Source organism: Paenibacillus sp. JDR-2 (genome assembly GCF_000023585.1).
Classification (GTDB): Bacteria; Bacillota; Bacilli; order Paenibacillales; family Paenibacillaceae; genus Pristimantibacillus.
This window is the reverse complement of the sequence record NC_012914.1, coordinates 6,245,677-6,261,810: the sequence shown is the minus strand read 5'-3', so window position 1 is coordinate 6,261,810 and position 16,134 is coordinate 6,245,677. Positions and strand designations below refer to the sequence as shown.

General features: G+C 53.3%; 13 protein-coding genes. 12 read left to right on the top strand and 1 reads right to left on the bottom strand.

Annotated elements, in window-relative coordinates:
• The first annotated feature begins 12 nt into the window (after window positions 1-12).
• From PJDR2_RS27435 to PJDR2_RS27380, 11 genes are all read left to right on the top strand, one after another.
• Window positions 13-810 (top strand): alpha/beta hydrolase family protein, encoded by a 798-nt coding sequence (locus PJDR2_RS27435; protein WP_015847010.1) that lies wholly within the window; start codon window positions 13-15, stop codon window positions 808-810.
• On the top strand, window positions 807-2,441 hold the full coding sequence (locus PJDR2_RS27430; RefSeq protein ID WP_015847009.1) for an FAD-dependent oxidoreductase: 1,635 nt from the start codon (window positions 807-809) through the stop codon (window positions 2,439-2,441). Before PJDR2_RS27435 ends, PJDR2_RS27430 begins: the two co-directional genes overlap by 4 nt.
• Complete coding sequence (locus PJDR2_RS27425; RefSeq protein ID WP_015847008.1) at window positions 2,438-2,827, top strand: 4Fe-4S dicluster domain-containing protein; 390 nt, start codon at window positions 2,438-2,440, stop codon at window positions 2,825-2,827. Before PJDR2_RS27430 ends, PJDR2_RS27425 begins: the two co-directional genes overlap by 4 nt.
• 150 nt (window positions 2,828-2,977) lie before the next feature.
• Window positions 2,978-3,655 (top strand): response regulator transcription factor, encoded by a 678-nt coding sequence (locus tag PJDR2_RS27420; protein WP_015847007.1) that lies wholly within the window; start codon window positions 2,978-2,980, stop codon window positions 3,653-3,655.
• Complete coding sequence (locus PJDR2_RS27415; RefSeq protein ID WP_015847006.1) at window positions 3,652-5,031, top strand: sensor histidine kinase; 1,380 nt, start codon at window positions 3,652-3,654, stop codon at window positions 5,029-5,031. The genes PJDR2_RS27420 and PJDR2_RS27415 overlap by 4 nt, the downstream gene beginning before the upstream one ends.
• Before the next feature lie 65 nt (window positions 5,032-5,096).
• Entirely contained in the window at window positions 5,097-6,209 is a 1,113-nt protein-coding gene (locus PJDR2_RS27410) for an ABC transporter permease (protein ID WP_015847005.1), read from the top strand.
• Window positions 6,206-6,883 carry an ABC transporter ATP-binding protein gene (locus tag PJDR2_RS27405; protein WP_015847004.1) on the top strand — a complete coding sequence of 226 codons (678 nt, stop codon included), beginning with the start codon at window positions 6,206-6,208 and terminating at the stop codon, window positions 6,881-6,883. Before PJDR2_RS27410 ends, PJDR2_RS27405 begins: the two co-directional genes overlap by 4 nt.
• 740 nt (window positions 6,884-7,623) lie before the next feature.
• Complete coding sequence (locus PJDR2_RS27395; protein WP_015847003.1) at window positions 7,624-8,646, top strand: LacI family DNA-binding transcriptional regulator; 1,023 nt, start codon at window positions 7,624-7,626, stop codon at window positions 8,644-8,646.
• A gap of 40 nt (window positions 8,647-8,686) precedes the next feature.
• Window positions 8,687-10,879 (top strand): alpha-galactosidase, encoded by a 2,193-nt coding sequence (locus PJDR2_RS27390; protein WP_015847002.1) that lies wholly within the window; start codon window positions 8,687-8,689, stop codon window positions 10,877-10,879.
• A 177-nt stretch (window positions 10,880-11,056) separates the two neighbouring features.
• On the top strand, window positions 11,057-11,668 hold the full coding sequence (locus PJDR2_RS27385) for a hypothetical protein (protein ID WP_015847001.1): 612 nt from the start codon (window positions 11,057-11,059) through the stop codon (window positions 11,666-11,668).
• A gap of 305 nt (window positions 11,669-11,973) precedes the next feature.
• Window positions 11,974-12,654: a VOC family protein gene (locus tag PJDR2_RS27380; RefSeq protein WP_015847000.1), complete on the top strand. Its 681-nt coding sequence runs from the start codon at window positions 11,974-11,976 to the stop codon at window positions 12,652-12,654.
• Window positions 12,655-12,704: 50 nt separating this feature from the next.
• Here PJDR2_RS27380 and PJDR2_RS27375 read toward each other — a convergent pair whose 3' ends face one another.
• Complete coding sequence (locus tag PJDR2_RS27375; RefSeq protein ID WP_015846999.1) at window positions 12,705-13,607, bottom strand: helix-turn-helix domain-containing protein; 903 nt, start codon at window positions 13,605-13,607, stop codon at window positions 12,705-12,707.
• A 70-nt stretch (window positions 13,608-13,677) separates the two neighbouring features.
• Here PJDR2_RS27375 and PJDR2_RS27370 point away from each other — a divergent pair, with 70 nt between their 5' ends.
• Complete coding sequence (locus PJDR2_RS27370; RefSeq protein WP_015846998.1) at window positions 13,678-16,086, top strand: glycoside hydrolase family 2 TIM barrel-domain containing protein; 2,409 nt, start codon at window positions 13,678-13,680, stop codon at window positions 16,084-16,086.
• The last annotated feature ends 48 nt before the right edge of the window (window positions 16,087-16,134 follow it).

The following is a 16,134-nucleotide window of genomic DNA, read 5'->3' as shown; positions in this document are numbered from 1 at the left end:
AGAGGAATTGTTATGGGAAAAGATACGCTGACCGTCCAGTCCTTTACGTTGTATTCGAGCAAGGGCATCCGTTTGCAGGGCGAAGTGAAAATCTTGGATGACGGCAAGCCGCATCCGGTTATTATCGTAAGTCATGGCTTTAGAGGGTATAAGGATTGGGCATTCTGGCCGGATGTGACGAGCCGTTTGGCGGAAGAGGGCTTCTATGCGGTCAGCTACAATTTCTCGCGTATTGCTGCCAGGGAAGATGGCTTGGAGGAAGCTTCGATCGCGGCCGCAGCAACCTTCTCCCAGGAGCTTGACGATTTGGAGACGGTGCTTCGCGCGGTATTGAACGGCGATTTGCCGCAGGCTCAAGCGGCTGACCGGGCAAAGGTCGGGCTGCTTGGGCACAGCAGAGCAGGGGGAAGCAGCATCCTGACTGCCGGCGAGAAGCCGGAACAAATAGCCGCATTGGCAGTGTGGAACGGAGGACCTCCTCCATCCCGCCAGCTGCCGGCCGGCGAAACCGTCAGCCTGCTGGATCTGACGGTCCAGGAGGATTGGCAGAGGAATGAAGCGCGATTTAACATACGCGAAGCTTTTACCGGTCTGCAGCTTCCAGCCTTGATTGTGCAGGGAGACCTGGATCGGGAGCCGCTGCTGGAGCAGCTGCGCTACTTCCAAGAAGAAGCTCCGCATCAGCAATATGTGCTGGTGCAAGGAGCCGACCATACCTTTAATACGGTACATCCGTATGGAGGGGCAAACGCGCAGCTGCAAACGGCGCTGCAAGCTACGATCAGCTTTTTTGCGGAGAAGCTGAAATGAGTCATTCGGCAGAGCGGCGGCTGACCGCGGATGTGCTTGTGATTGGCGGCGGTCCTGCCGGAGCTTGGGCGGCTTGGAGCGCGGCCACTAACGGCGCCAAGGTCGTACTGGCAGACAAGGGCTTCCTTGGCAGCAGCGGCGCAACGGCTCCGGGAGGCACGAATCTGCTTTATTTGCCGCCTGACGAAGAAATGAGAAAGCGCGCCGTGGATGAGCGGATGAAGCAGGGCGGGTATTTGGCGGAGCCGGCATGGATTCACCGGGTGCTTGACCAAGTGTATACCAACATGGAGCTGATCGAGCAGTGGGGCTATCCGTTCGTCCGCGACGAGAACGGCACTCCGATGCGCGATCATCTTCACGGTCCCGAATATATGTCGATTATGCGCAAGGTCGTAAAGCGTGCCGGGGTCAAAGTGCTCGACCAGTCGCCGGCTCTTGAGCTGCTGGTTGATGAGTTTGGCGTAGGCGGCGCTCGCGGCGTGTCCCGGCAGGATAACCAGACCTGGGAGGTGCGCGCGAATGCCGTTGTTATCGCAACGGGCGGCTGCGCTTTTCTGAGCAATGGACTAGGCTGCAATGTATTGACCGGCGACGGTTACTTAATGGCAGGCGAGCTTGGCGTAGAGCTGTCGGGGATGGAATTTACCCGCAAGTATGCTCCTTCTCCGGCTTTCGGCTCCAATACCCGCTCAAGACTGCTTGGATGGGCAACTTATTACGATCATGCCGGCCAAGAGATTATTGCGGGGCGCCAGGGAGATTTTCTGGCGGAGGCTCTGCTCAAGGGACCCGTGTATGCGATTATGAACAAAGCGGATACTCCGGAGAAGCAGGCCATCTTACGAAAATCCCATGCGATCTTTTTCCTGCCGTATGACCGCGCGGGGATTGACGTGTTTACCGAGCCCTTCCCGCTCACGCTGCGTTATGAAGGGACCGTAAGAGGGACGGGCGGCATCCGGATTGTAGGCGATGATTGCAGCACAACGGTAGGAGGATTGTTCGCCGCAGGGGATGCGGCAACACGCGAGCGTATTACCGGTTCGGCATCCGGCGGAGGCGCCTTTAACGCATCGTGGGCGATCTGCTCGGGAACCTGGGCGGGCAAAGGCGCTGCCGCTTATGCTTTGTCTCACCGGAGCAGCGCGGCGGAACGCGACTTGAAGCCAGCCGGGCGCTACGGGCTTGGCACGGTGCCGGCTTCTTCCGCAGTGTCTTCGCAGGAGCTGATCAAGGATATACAAAGTCAGGTTCTTCCGCTCGACATTAATTATTTCCGCAGCGAACGGGGGCTGAAGCTGGCTTTGCGTCAGCTGGATGAGGTATGGAAGCGGGTGAATGATCTAGCGCCGCAATCCATGCTGGAACAGGTGCGCGCCCGCGAGACCGCGGCGATGGCGGCAACTGCCCGTTGGATGTATACGGCAGCGTTGTCGCGGAAGGAATCCCGGAGCGGCGGCCTGCATGTGCTGGCGGAATATCCCGGTCAGGACGAAGAGCAGCAGTACCGGCTGCTCGTCTCGGGACTCGAAGAGATCCGTGTCCGGGCGGAGAAGGTACCGAGTTCGGGGAGTGACGTTGTACCAACCGGGGCAGCGGCTGCTTCCGGGGAGGTGCAGGCCGGATGATTGAATTAGTCAGCGAGGAACGGTGCATTTCCTGCAGCATCTGCGTTAAGGTATGCCCGACCAATGTTTTCGATAAAGGCGAGGACGGCATCCCCGTCATTGCGCGGCAAAGCGACTGCCAGACCTGCTTTATTTGCGAAGTTTATTGCCCGGCGGATGCGCTGTATGTCTCGCCCTATGCCGAGCAGACCGTGGAAGTGAACGAGCAGGAGCTGGCCGGGCAAGGCGTGCTCGGCAGCTGGCGAGCCATTATCGGCTGGGGACCGGGACGCACGAGGATTGCGGCCATCGACACAACGCCGTTTATCGACCGGATCCTGCCTCCCCGTACGGTCCGTCCGCAAGGCGTATCGGAAGTCGTTCGGGGCGGAAGTCAAACGAACTGAATAAAAGGATTAGAGCAAGTCCCAGGGGATCCTTGATGCCCTGGGACTTTTTTTTGCTTGGCCGGTTGAAGCCAGGTCCTGTTTGTGTTTGTCCGGTATTATGCTATGCTATCAACGAAAAATACTGGAATAGGACAGGAGGTTGCTAGGATGTATCATTTGCTCCTGGCTGACGACGATCCGAATATTAGAGCGCTTGTCCGTTTCGTGATGACCCGCGAAGGCTATCAGGTGTATGAAGCGCAAGACGGGGCCGAGGCGGTGGAGGTCATGCAGCGCGCGCCGATAAATCTGGCCATTATTGATGTAATGATGCCGCGGATAGACGGATTTGAGCTATGCGAGTACATCCGGGAGCGTTATGATATCCCGATTATCATGCTGACGGCTAAAGATCAGCTGTCGGATAAAGAGCAGGGTTATCTGAGGGGAACCGATGATTACGTGACCAAGCCTTTTGAACCGGAGGAGCTGCTGTTTCGGGTTAAAGCGTTGTTCCGCCGTTATAATCAGGTATCCCATGATCTGATCCGCATGAACCGCATTACGATTGACCGCAAAAACGTAGAGGTCACCGACGGCCAATCGGTTCTTCTGCTGCCGATGAAAGAATTCGAGCTTCTCGCCCAGCTTGCTCAATACCCGGGACGGCTGTTTTCCCGCGAGGAGCTGATTCGACTCGTGTGGGCGGCAGATTTCGAAGGGGATGACCGGACCGTAGACGTGCATATTAAGCGGCTCCGCCAGCGCTTTGCCGATTACGCCGAAGATTTTACGATCCAGACGGTACGGGGGATCGGGTACAAGGTTGAGGTGAAGGGAAAATGAAATCTCTGTACTTCCGGGTATTTCTGATCACCGCGGCAGTGATACTGGTCAGCAGCATAATCGGATTTCTGGTTTCCAACCTGTATTACCATATGAAGCTGAAGTCTTTCAACGATGAGAAGCTGGTGGGGATTGCCCAGCAGATGGAGAGCTTTATCGAGACGGAGCCTGCCGGGATGGAGCGTTATTTGCAAAATGCGGCTTCGCTTGGTTACGAGATTTACGTGACGGACGGTCAAGGAGAAACGCATTTTTACGGCCGGAGCTTTCGCGAGCAGGATCTGGATCAACAGGCCGTAGCGCTCGTGCTCGGCGGAGAAGTGTACCACGGAGTGGCGCAGTTCCCGAACAAGCCGTTTATTACCGGGTTTTTCGATAACCGGTTAAGCAATACGGTAGGCGTGCTTGTGCAGTCTTCGGGGAAAAGCTATGCCTTGTTCATGCGGCCGGACGTTCTTTTGCAGTTTGGCGAGCTTCGCACCTTTTTTGCCCTGGTCGGTTTGTATACGGTAATAATCAGTATTCTCTTGTTCCTGATCAGTACCCGCTATTTGGTCAAGCCGATCACAAGACTATCGGAGGCGACCAAGCGTATCGCGCAAGGCAATTACAACCTTCGCCTGCCAACGAGAAGACGCGATGAGATCGGCCAGCTTGCCGAGCATTTCATGACCATGAGCAAGGAGCTCGAGCGCGTCGATCAGACCCGCCAGCAGTTCGTTTCGAATGTGTCGCATGAAATTCAATCGCCGCTTACCTCGATTCAGGGGTTTGCCGCCGTGCTAAGGGAGCAAGAGCTTCCAAGCGAGGAACGCAAGCATTATGCGGATATTATTGAAGCGGAAAGCCGCCATCTCTCTATCCTCAGCAAGCAACTGCTGCTTCTTTCTTCGCTCGAGCAAGGCGAAGAGGCTTTAAATAAAAAGCATTTTTCCCTCTATAAACATATTCGCCAAGCCGTGCAGGTTCTGCAGTGGCAGCTGGAGGAGAAGGATTTGCTGCTTAAGCTGTCCGTTCCCGACTCCATTGCGATTTATGGCGATGAGGTGCTGCTGCAGCAGGTGTGGATGAATCTGCTTGGCAATGCCATCAACTATATTCCGCCCGGGAGAAGCATTGAGGTGCTCGCGGAAAAGACGTTGTCCGATATCGTTATCGTAGTCTCGGATACGGGGGAGGGAATCCCGCCTGAGCATATTCCTTTTCTGTTTGACCGTTTTTACCGGGTTGACCGTGCCCGCGAGCGGACTTCGGGGCGGACTGGCCTTGGACTCGCTATCGTGAAAAAGATCGTGCAGCTGCACGGTGGGCGCATCGAAGTCGAAAGCTCGCCCGGAGCGGGCACTCGTATTACAGTCAGCCTTCCCGATTTGTAATGATTCGTTCACGCGCCGTTCATTTTCGCTTCCTACACTTGAGCCATCAAAGGGAGGGAAGCAACATGTATTTGGCTATACGGGAAATGAGGTTTGCTAAAGTCCGCTATACGCTTATCGCAACGATTATGCTGCTGGTCTCTTTTCTGGTCCTGTTCGTTACGGGACTTGCGCGGGGACTCGCTTACGACAACGCGGCATCGATAGAAAATATGGACGCTACGCATTTTGTAATGGAGAAGGATTCCAATCATCGGTTTACCCGCTCTCAGGTTGGAGTGGAGGCTCTGGAACGGGCCAAGTCGATCGCCGGCGAGAAAAACGCGCAGCCGCTTGGCGTCCGGATGACTACCGTAACCCTGGAAGGGAATAAGCTTGATGTGACATTGCTTGCCGTGGAGCCTGAAGGCTGGCTTACGCCGCCAGTAGTTGAGGGGAGTGCACTTACAGAGGCCGGTGTCGGTTCCGTGCTTGTCGACAGCAAGTTAAAGGATTCGGGAGTTCGCATCGGTTCAACGCTTGTTGATCAGGCTTCCGGCATGAAATGGACGGTTGGCGGCTTTGTTAGCCGGGAATCGTTCAGTCATTCCCCCGCCGTATTTCTAAGCGAGCATGACTGGCAGCAGCTTCAGCAGGTGGCGGCGGCTAGGAGCGGGATGCCAACCGACACAACCTACAGCGCCATTGCGGTTAAGGCCAGCAAGCAGCAGGCCGAGCGCCTTGCCGAAGCCTTGCCGGATAACGAGGTCGTGACGAAATCGGAGGCTGTCTCGGCAATACCCGGCTATAAGGAAGAGCAGGGTTCGCTAATGATGATGATTGTGTTCCTGTTTGTCATTTCGGCGTTTGTCCTGGCGGTATTTTTTTATGTCATTACGATTCAGAAGAGCAGCCAATTCGGTATCCTGAAGGCTATCGGTACACGCGCCTCTTACCTTGCCGGAAGCGTGGCTTTGCAAGTGCTGCTCTTATGCCTGGGAAGCTTGACCATCAGCGTGCTTCTGGTTCAAGCGTTGGAATCGGTATTGCCTAGCGGCATGCCGTTTCAGCTTCCCGCCTCTACGCTTGCTCTTACAAGCGGCGCTTTTATGGCCATGTCGCTGGCAGGCTCCTTGCTATCCGTATGGAAAGTGAGCAGAATAAACGCCTTGGATGCGATAGGGAGGACGGCAGCATGAGACAACGGATCGTTTTGCAAAATATTACGCATTCGTTCGAGGATGGCGGCACGCAGCGTTTAGTCCTGGATAATCTGAATTTAAACGTTGCGGAAGGCGAGCTTGTTGCCGTAATGGGGCCGTCAGGCTCCGGGAAAAGCACGTTCCTTTCCATTGCGGGAGCGCTTCTCGAGCCAACAAGCGGCGAGGTACTCGTTGACGGACAATCGGTCATCGGCAAAGCTCATCAGGAGCTGTCGGACATGAGGCTTCATAAGCTTGGGTTTATTTTTCAAAGCGCCAATCTGATCCCGTATTTGAAAGTGGAAGAGCAGCTGTTGTTCGTGGCGAAGCAGGGAGGCATGGACAAATCGAAGGCAACGGTCAGGGCGAGGGAGCTGCTTCAGAAGCTAGGCTTGACCCATCGCCGCAGCGCCTATCCGGAGAAGCTGTCCGGGGGAGAACGCCAGCGCGTTGCAATCGCCAGAGCGCTGATGAATGATCCAGCCGTGTTGCTTGCGGACGAACCAACGGCCAGCCTCGACGCAAGCCGCGGGATGGATGTTGTGCGCATGATTGCGGGCGAGGCTAAGGAGCAGGGCAAGGCCGCTATTATGGTTACCCACGATGAACGGGTTCTTCCGTTATGCGACCGTGTTTTGTATCTGGAGGAAGGGCGTTTAGTGGAGCATTAGTCCGGTTCAGTATTGGTGCTAGCGCAGTGCGGGTTACGTTGGAGTTCATGCAGTAAAAGATGCCGATTTCGCTCAGGAATACTGCTACGTTGGAATCTATGCAGGAAAATAGGCTCGTTTTCAGTACTTTTCGCTTAACTACCGTGATTTTACTGGAGCCAATCCAACGTAGCTAAGGGGCCAGTTCATTCTAGACTCTTTTTACTGTAGTGAATCCAATATAAAACCGGTATTGCACTATTTATTGGATTCGCTCTTGCTGGATTACTCGTATGGAAATATGACTTCCCGAAGAAGATAAATCGTACTTATCCTGCTGTGGAGTTCCGTCCTAGAGATCCTTCCACGGTTGATAAAACAACGATCACGAAGGGAAGCTTCACCGGAAGCTGTTCCGAAATCAAAGCTTTACAGGGAATTTTACAGTTCAGTTCAATCTGGAAAACAGGCGAGTTTGAAAGCTTGAAGCTGCTCCTTTTCGAACCAGTGGGGGCAGCGTCAGGCCAAGGCAAAGACCTCCAAATCCTGGCTCCCGCGACCGATTACGATAGCGCCCTGGCCCTTTCCGAGCAGTATAAAGAGCGGGGGCAATATTAGTCCCAAGCAAAAATAGAGCGAAGTCTGCGATTGCCGCTTGGGCATCCCGCAAGCTTCGCTCTTGTTTGTTCAGAGGCTATTTGCTACAATATTAATTGTAGTTTAGTAAATTTATTAACTAAATATTTATAAATGAGGCATTTATGGCTACGATTAAACAAATTGCTAGCGAAGCGGGCGTCTCGCCTGCGACGGTATCGCGGGTGCTGAATAACGATTTGTCGCTGAGTGTCAGTGAAGAGACGCGCAGCCGCATCTTTAGTATTGCCGAACAGCTGCAATATAAGCCGGCGCGCCTCAAGCGAATGAAACAGGATCAGCTGCTCTCCACGATAAAGGTTGGTCTCGTCATGTGGTCAACGCTTGAAGATGAGCATAGCGATCCGTACTTTGGTGCCATCCGGCGCGGCATTGAAACACGCTGCGAAGAGCTTGGCATCGGAATCGATAAAGTTATACGCGGTGTTCTGAAGTCCGAAGCAACGCCGCTTTCGGAGCTGGACGGGCTTATTGTAGTTGGCTCCGTTGATGATCAGGAGGTATACCGGCTGTATCCGCGCAAGGACAGAGTGATCTTCGTCAATCACGACCAGACGCCGGATGATTGCGATTCCGTCCAGCTTAACTTTGGTCAGGCGATGAAGGAAGTGCTTCGTCATTTGTACGAGCTGGGGCATACGGAGATTGGCTTTATCGGAGGAAGCTCCAATCCGGTGGTGCACCGGGAAGACGGAAAACACGAGGATCAGCGGACGACCATATTTGCCGAGCTGCAGCAGAAAAAGGGCAATTACAACCCGGAGCTGATGTATTTGGCGGATTGGTCGTCGAATGGCGGATATGAAGCCATGCTTCGGATGCTGGACGACGGGCACCGGCCTACGGCCTGCTTTGTTGCCAGCGATCCGATGGCGGTTGGCGTGCTTCGCGCCCTTCATGAACGCGGTCTTCGCGTTCCGGAGGATATGGCGGTCATCGGCTTCGACGATATTGAGGTATCGGCCTTCCTTACGCCGCCGCTTACAACCGTGCGCGTCCACACTGAACTGATGGGCCGGACGGCCGTGCAGCTGCTGCTTGAACGAGTAGAGGGAAGAGACATCACCTCGCATATTACGATTAACACAAAGCTGATCGTTAGGGAGAGCAGCGGAACGAGCCGGTAATTTTTTATTACATTATGAGAATATGAGGAGGAACACAACAATGGCTATTATTTTCGATCAGGAATCCCGCGTATTTCATCTGCAATCCAAGAACACAAGCTACGCGTTTCAAATTTTGAAGCAGGGTTATCCCGCTCACATTTATTGGGGCAAGAAGGTAAGAGGCCTGCAGCTTAACCGTCTTCTCCAAATCAAAGAAAGAGCTTCGTTCAGCCCGAATCCGGACCAAAACCAGCTGGATCTGTCGCTCGATGCTTTGCCGCAGGAATATCCTTCCTATGGAGCAACCGATTTCCGTTCGCCGGCCTACCAAGTGAAGCTGCCTAACGGCTCGACGATTCTGGAATTGACTTATCAATCCCATGAAATCTACAGCGGGAAGAAGAAGCTCGAAGGCCTGCCGGCTGTTTATGTCGAGTCGGACTCGGAAGCACAGACGCTTGAGCTGACTCTGAAGGATGACCTGACCGGTCTTACGGCGGTATTGTCCTATACCGTATTCGAGGATCTTGACGCGATTACGCGTTCCGTGAAATTCGTTAATAGCGGCGAGATGACGCTGGATCTGCAGCGCGCGCTTAGCATGAGCGTTGATTTTGTCCATGACCGTTTCGAAATGCTGCAATTGTCCGGCGCATGGGCGCGCGAGCGTTACGTGCACAAGCGGAAGCTTGAGCCAGGCATGCAATCCGTCGAGAGCCGCCGCGGTTCCTCCAGCCATATGCAAAATCCGTTCCTCGCCTTGCTCAGCGAAGGCGCAACCGAGGATCATGGCGATGTTTACGGCGTTAACCTTGTGTACAGCGGCAGCTTTATTGCGGGTGTTGAAGTCGATCAATACCATTCGTCTCGTTTGTTTATCGGCATTAATCCATTCGACTTCAACTGGAAGCTGGAAGCCGGAGCGCAGTTCCAAACGCCGGAAGCGGTTATGGTGTTCTCGCCTGACGGACTTGGCGGCATGTCCCGCATTTACCACGAGCTTTATCGCACAAGACTGGTTCGCGGGGAGTTCCGCGACAAGACCCGTCCAATTCTCGTCAACAACTGGGAAGCGACGTACTTCAACTTCAACGCGGACAAAATCGGAGCGATCGCTACAGCGGGCAAAGAGCTTGGCATCGAAATGTTTGTTCTCGACGACGGCTGGTTCGGCAAACGGAACGCGGACACAACATCGCTTGGCGACTGGTTTGTTGACCGTAACAAGCTGCCGAACGGACTCGAGGATCTGGTTGCGCGGGTAAAACGCCTGGATATGCAGTTTGGCCTGTGGTTTGAGCCGGAGATGATCTCGCCGGAGAGCGAGCTGTACAAGGCGCATCCGGACTGGTGCCTCCATGTGGAAGGCCGCCGCAGATCGCAAGGCCGCAATCAACTCATTCTGGACTTCTCCCGTCAGGATGTTAGAGACTACATCGTGAAGACCGTATCGGATATCCTGTCGAGCGCGCCAATCACTTACGTGAAATGGGACATGAACCGCAACATGACGGAGATCGGTTCCGCTCTCCTGCCGGCTGACCGCCAGCGCGAGACGGCTCACCGCTACATGCTGGGACTGTATGAAGTGCTCGAGACGATTACGACATCGTTCCCTCATATTCTGTTCGAGAGCTGCTCGGGCGGCGGCGGACGTTTCGATCCGGGCATGCTGTACTACATGCCGCAAACCTGGACCAGCGATAACACCGATGCGGTATCCCGTCTGAAAATCCAGTACGGCACAAGCATCGTTTATCCGATCAGCACGATGGGCGCCCATGTATCGGCGATTCCGAACCATCAGGTTGGCCGTAAAGCCTCCCTTGAAACTCGCGGCAACGTAGCTTTGTCGGGCAACTTCGGCTATGAGCTGGACCTCACCGTGTTTACGGAAGAAGAAAAAGAAGCCGTGAAGAAGCAGGTTGCCCTGTACAAAGAGGTTCGTCCTTTGGTGCAATTCGGCGACTTCTACCGTCTGCTTAGCCCGTTTGAGGGCAATGAAACGGCTTGGATGTTTGTCTCCAAAGACAAGAGCGAAGCGTTTGTCGTTTACGTGTCCGTTCTTCAAGAGGCTAATCAGAAGCTGGACCGCCTCCGCCTGAAAGGGCTTGATCCGAACTTCGACTATGTACTCGACGGAGAAGAAGGCGCATTTGGCGGCGACGAGCTGATGCATGCCGGCATTCAGGCACCTCTGTTCCATGGCGATTATTCGAGCAAGGTATTCCGCTTCCGCGCGGTAAAATAAATGATCAAAATCCTGAAGGGACGAAAGTCCTTTCAGGATTTTTTTGCCTAAGGACGGCGAAGCCGTTTCACCTTGTTCTATAAGAAAGGTTAAATTTTACTAGCATGCATATTTAGAGGCCAATGCTCGAGTACAATAGAAGGAAGAGAATAAGAGCCGAAGGAGGTTATGAGGAAGGTGAACATTCGCATACGCGGTTATTCGCTTGAACGGATCTTTACCGTCAAAAGCCTTGCAGCCTTGCTGATCGCTTTTATGCTGACGCCATTGCTGCTAACGGTACACGCGATGCTTCAGGAGAGATATTCCCAGGCTGCCATCGAGGATCATATATTTGCGCGGAACGGCTACCGGATTACGGGGCAGCAGCAGTCGGTGAAGCTGGATTTCCGGATTGATCCGGCCTATATGCCGAAGAAGCAAGGCGAGGTGTTCCGGCTGCACAAGCTTATCTATAACCGCAATCATACGAAGATCTACTTGGAGACGGTTGCGTGGTACAACCCGCCCCAGAATTCGGATAATATTTATATCGAGTTAAAGTTTGACCCTACTTATCTGTACAGCAAAGGCAGCTTTGTGACCGATGCTATCTTTAATGACGATCATTCCTTCAGCACCGTTTTGTTTATGCCGGACTATTATGCCGATAACGGCATCAAGCTTCCGATTAATGACGGGAACGGCAGAAACAGCGCCTTTATTCCCGTGGAGCAGCTTGGGGATCTTGACGGCGGGCTAACGCTGAAATTTGAAGGATTTAACCTGGTGAAATACGAACGGGAGTAGGAAGGGAAGACTTATCGCCCCGTGGTGTTCCCTACGTTGTATGAAATACAACATAGGGAACACCATTAGCTAATGAAGTAGAGATATGTTGTACATTATGCAGGATATATGCCACCAAACCGATAGAAAGTGCCCAATAAGGGGAAATATACTGTAAAAAATACAACGGATCAGCGGCTTTGGCTCATTTTGGCCGCATTATACTGCATTTCATACAGTCTACCAGCAGCTCCAAGTTTCATAAATAAGTGTCTACTTAATTGACAGAAGACCAACTTGTGATGAGTATGGAAGGAGAGAGTCGAATGATCATCCAACGGTTAGAGCTATATACGCAGAAATTACCGGAGCAAAAGAGCTTTTATACCGGGTTGCTGGGCATGCCATTAATAGAGGAAGCAGATGACTCCTTCACCGTAATGGCCGGGCACACGCGATTAACCTTTAAGCAGGCTAATGAAAGCAAGGTCTATCATTTTGCCTTTAATATTGAAGAGAATAAGCTGGAATCGGCGGTTCGCTTTGTGCGTGAACGAACCCGGACGCTTAGCGACGGGCAGGAGGAGATTTTCCGCTTTGAAGATTGGAACGCTCATGCCTGTTATTTCTACGATGCCGCGGGCAATATCGTTGAATTTATCGCACGGCATAACCTTGCCAGCCAAGCGGAGGGAACGTTCTCCATTCAGGATGTACTAGGTATCAGCGAGCTGGGCATGCCGGTAGAAGACGTGCCGGAGGTTGTTCGGTATTGCCGGGAGGAGCTGGGCCTTGATCCGTGGCGCGGCAACGGCACGGATTTCCAACCCGTTGGAGATGAGCATGGCCTGTTTATCGTAGCCTCGCTGGATCGGTCCTGGTTTCCGACGCAGACTCAAGCGGAGGTTGCTCCGTTTATCATCACGATAGCGGGATCGCAAGAACGGAGATCCGTAATTCCCGGCTATCCGTACGAGATCATCATCTCGCGCTCGGCCATAGAATAATGTCCGCCCTGTTCCTGTTCCCGGAGCAGGGCTTTTTCATGCCGATTCCCTCATTGGAATTGCTTCTTGTATTCGCTTGGCGGAATGCCTACGGTGCTGCGGAATATCCGGCTGAAGTACAGCGGGTTATCATAGCCTACAACCGCTGCGACCTCCTTCACATGAAGCGAGGACTCGGACAGCAGCTTTTTTGCTTCGTTTATCCGAATCTCGGTAATATATTTCATTGGCGTCATGCCGGTCACTTCCTTGAACTTGTGAATAAAGCGGAATACGCTCAAGGAGCATTCGCCTGCCAGGTCGGAGATGCTGAGGCTTTCACTGTATTTTTCATGGATAAAAGCAATCATCTGATTAATATCGGGATGCCGTCCCTGCGCTCCCGGTTCTTCCGCCGTTTGCAGCCTTCTGCCAAGCAGCGTAAGCATCTCGAGCAAATAAGCGTTAACCATATGACTGCCCAGCGGACGGTGGCTGTTCAGCTCCTGGATAATTTTTTTGAACAAGGCGGTTACGTCGTCTATTATCCCTACTGTATGAACGGGCTGCGTCAGCAGGCCGAATTGCTGCAGGTAATCGTAAGCGCTGTACCCGGTAAAATGAATCCAATAGACCTCCGTGCCATCCTCGGCTTGATAGCTGTAATGCTGCGGCTGCCCCGGCGTGTAGACGACCAGACTGCCGCTTGGAACCTCGATCGTCTCGTTATGGAATCGAAAGCGCCCTTTGCCGCCCGTTATATAGATCAGTTGAAAATCTACCCGCCCATGCTCGCGATTGCGTGACAGGCTTCTTGTCTGGAGCCTTTGGTAGCCGCACCAATTAACGGCCAGAAATTGCTCTTTATCTTCAATTCCGCGCTCCTGCCAGCTGTGGGCATCACCGGATATACTGATCACAAGCGTCACTCCCGGAACAACAATTTTGTGTATGTTTACAGCAATTTGATTCATTCTATATTCCCTATTATAGCTCTATAATCTAGGTGAATCGCAATTAAGGGTATGCGAAAGGGGAAAGCAGATGAATAAGGTACGTATCATTAACAATATTAATTTGAATTGGAAATTTCACAGAGGCGATGAGCCTCGTGCCTGGTATAAAGGTTTAGACGATTCCGATTGGCGTCAGGTTACTCTTCCTCACGACTGGTCGGTGGAAGAGCCGTTCTCGGAGGAGCATTCCAGCGGAACAGGCTATCTGCCGGGCGGGATCGGCTGGTACAGAAAAGCGGTAACTCTCCCTTCGAATCTTCAAGGCAAGCGCGTTTACATCACTTTTGAAGGCGTTTACAACAATTCGCAAGTATGGTGCAACAGTTATTATATCGGAAAACGGCCGTACGGTTATAGCTCTTTTACTTATGATATAACGGATTTCGTCTCGTTTGGAGATCAGGAAACGATCATTTCGGTAAAGGTTGACCATAAGGATATCGCGGATTCCAGATGGTTTACCGGATCGGGCATTTACAGGGATGTATACGTGACGGTTACCGATCAGGTTCATATCGATACGTACGGCGTGTTTGTGACAACGCCCGTCGTATCGCAAGAGCAGGCCGAGGTAGCGGTTAATGTGAAAGTGGCGAACGGTTCAGCCAAGGAAGAGCTGGTAGAAATAAAGAACACTCTTCTGGATCAAGCGGGGCAAGTGGTGCAGACGGTGCATAGCAGCATGTCCGTGCCGGGCGACTCCTCGAAAGAAACGGAGCAAACGCTGATTGTTGCAAATCCAAAGCTTTGGTCGCCGGACAGTCCTTATCTTTATACGGTAAGAACGGAGATCCTGCGGGATGGCGAGCTTGTTGATCATGTCGAGACGCCGGCCGGTATCCGCTGGTTCGAATTCGATGCGGCGAACGGCTTCTTCCTTAATGGCGTGAATATGAAAATGAAAGGCGTATGCGTGCATCACGACGCAGGCGCTCTAGGCGCTGCCGTTCCGGCCAAAGTCTGGGTCCGGAGGCTTGAAACGCTGAAGGAATTGGGCTGCAACGCGATCCGGATGAGCCATAATCCGCCGGCCTCCAATCTGCTGGATCTATGCGATCAAATGGGCTTCCTCGTTATTGACGAGGCGTTTGACGAATGGGAAGGCGTGAAGAACAAATGGTCGACGGGTCATAACGTGTATCCGCCGAAGCATTTCGGCTATTACGAGGATTTCCCGCAATGGGGAGAGATCGACTTGAAGGAAATGGTGCTTCGCGACCGCAACCATCCGTCGATCATTATGTGGAGTATCGGCAATGAAGTGGACTATCCGAATGACCCGTATTGCCATCCTTATTTCGAAACGATGACCGGTAACAACGATGCCAACAAACCGGCGGCGGAGCGTCAATACGATCCGAATAAGCCCAATGCGGAGCGTCTTGCGGTTATCGCCAGAAAGCTTGCGAAAGCGGTCAAGGAATGCGATGCGACAAGGCCGGTAACGGCTGCGCTTGCTTTCCCGGAGCTGTCCAACCTGACCGGTTACGCGGAAGCGCTCGACATTGTCGGCTACAACTACAAGGAGCATCTGTACGAGGAGGATCTCCGGAAATTCCCGGACCGGGTAACCTACGGCAGCGAAAACGGCTCAAGCCTGCAGGCTTGGCTGGCGGTTCGGGATAACGATGCGATCAGCGGGCAGTTCATCTGGACCGGCATCGATTATTTGGGCGAGGCCAAAGGCTGGCCGGTGCGCGTAGCCGGAGCCGGATTCATGGACACGGCGGGCTTCAAGAAAACAAGCTATTATTACCGCCAAAGCTTATGGAGCGACAAGCCGGTTGTTTTCCTTGCCGCAATCAAGGCGGAGGATTCCGAGAAGGGCTCGAGAAGATGGACCGGCGGCGTACCGCATTGGAATTGGGAAGCGGGAGACCAGCTAAAAGTGAGCTGCCATACGAACTGCGAAGAGGTGGAGCTGCTCCTGAACGGCCGGTCGCTTGGCGTGAAGAAGCTGGCGGATGCGCCGGAGCTGTACCTGACTTGGGAGACGGCTTATGCAGAAGGAACCTTGGAAGCGGTGGCGAAAGGAAAAGATGGCGAGTCGTATTCCTGCGTCCTAAACACGGTAACCGAGGCTGCTTCGCTGCAGCTGCATGCGGACACTGCCGGGCTTCAGGCCGACGGACTGGATCTTGCGCATATCGAGATTCAGATTACGGATGGCGAGGGTCGTCCCGTATATCTAGCCGAGCATCCGATTGCTCTGACGATAGAAGGTCCGGGTGAAATTATCGGGATGGAAAATGGCGATATTCAGGATCTGGAGCCGTTCAGCTCGCGGGTTCGCAAAGCCCATCGCGGCAAGCTTCTCGCTTATGTAAGAGCAACAACCGAAGCCGGGGACATTGTTGTCACGGCAGCGGCGGAGGGACTCCAAGCCTCCAAGGTAACGATCAAGGCAATCGACGTCACGGAAGCCGTAAACGCGTAAGGGCGTAAGCGGGCAAGACCACCTGCAATTTATATCCTGGGAGGCTAC

Excerpts from the sequence above, each read along its gene's own strand:
- PJDR2_RS27410 (WP_015847005.1), top strand. The coding sequence starts at position 5,097 with ATGTATTTGGCTATACGGGAAATGAGGTTTGCTAAAGTCCGCTATACG.
- PJDR2_RS27380 (WP_015847000.1), top strand. The coding sequence starts at position 11,974 with ATGATCATCCAACGGTTAGAGCTATATACGCAGAAATTACCGGAGCAA.
- PJDR2_RS27390 (WP_015847002.1), top strand. The coding sequence starts at position 8,687 with ATGGCTATTATTTTCGATCAGGAATCCCGCGTATTTCATCTGCAATCC.
- PJDR2_RS27435 (WP_015847010.1), top strand. The coding sequence starts at position 13 with ATGGGAAAAGATACGCTGACCGTCCAGTCCTTTACGTTGTATTCGAGC.
- PJDR2_RS27405 (WP_015847004.1), top strand. The coding sequence starts at position 6,206 with ATGAGACAACGGATCGTTTTGCAAAATATTACGCATTCGTTCGAGGAT.
- PJDR2_RS27370 (WP_015846998.1), top strand. The coding sequence starts at position 13,678 with ATGAATAAGGTACGTATCATTAACAATATTAATTTGAATTGGAAATTT.
- PJDR2_RS27420 (WP_015847007.1), top strand. The coding sequence starts at position 2,978 with ATGTATCATTTGCTCCTGGCTGACGACGATCCGAATATTAGAGCGCTT.
- PJDR2_RS27375 (WP_015846999.1), bottom strand. The coding sequence starts at position 13,607 with ATGAATCAAATTGCTGTAAACATACACAAAATTGTTGTTCCGGGAGTG.
- PJDR2_RS27430 (WP_015847009.1), top strand. The coding sequence starts at position 807 with ATGAGTCATTCGGCAGAGCGGCGGCTGACCGCGGATGTGCTTGTGATT.
- PJDR2_RS27395 (WP_015847003.1), top strand. The coding sequence starts at position 7,624 with ATGGCTACGATTAAACAAATTGCTAGCGAAGCGGGCGTCTCGCCTGCG.
- PJDR2_RS27415 (WP_015847006.1), top strand. The coding sequence starts at position 3,652 with ATGAAATCTCTGTACTTCCGGGTATTTCTGATCACCGCGGCAGTGATA.
- PJDR2_RS27425 (WP_015847008.1), top strand. The coding sequence starts at position 2,438 with ATGATTGAATTAGTCAGCGAGGAACGGTGCATTTCCTGCAGCATCTGC.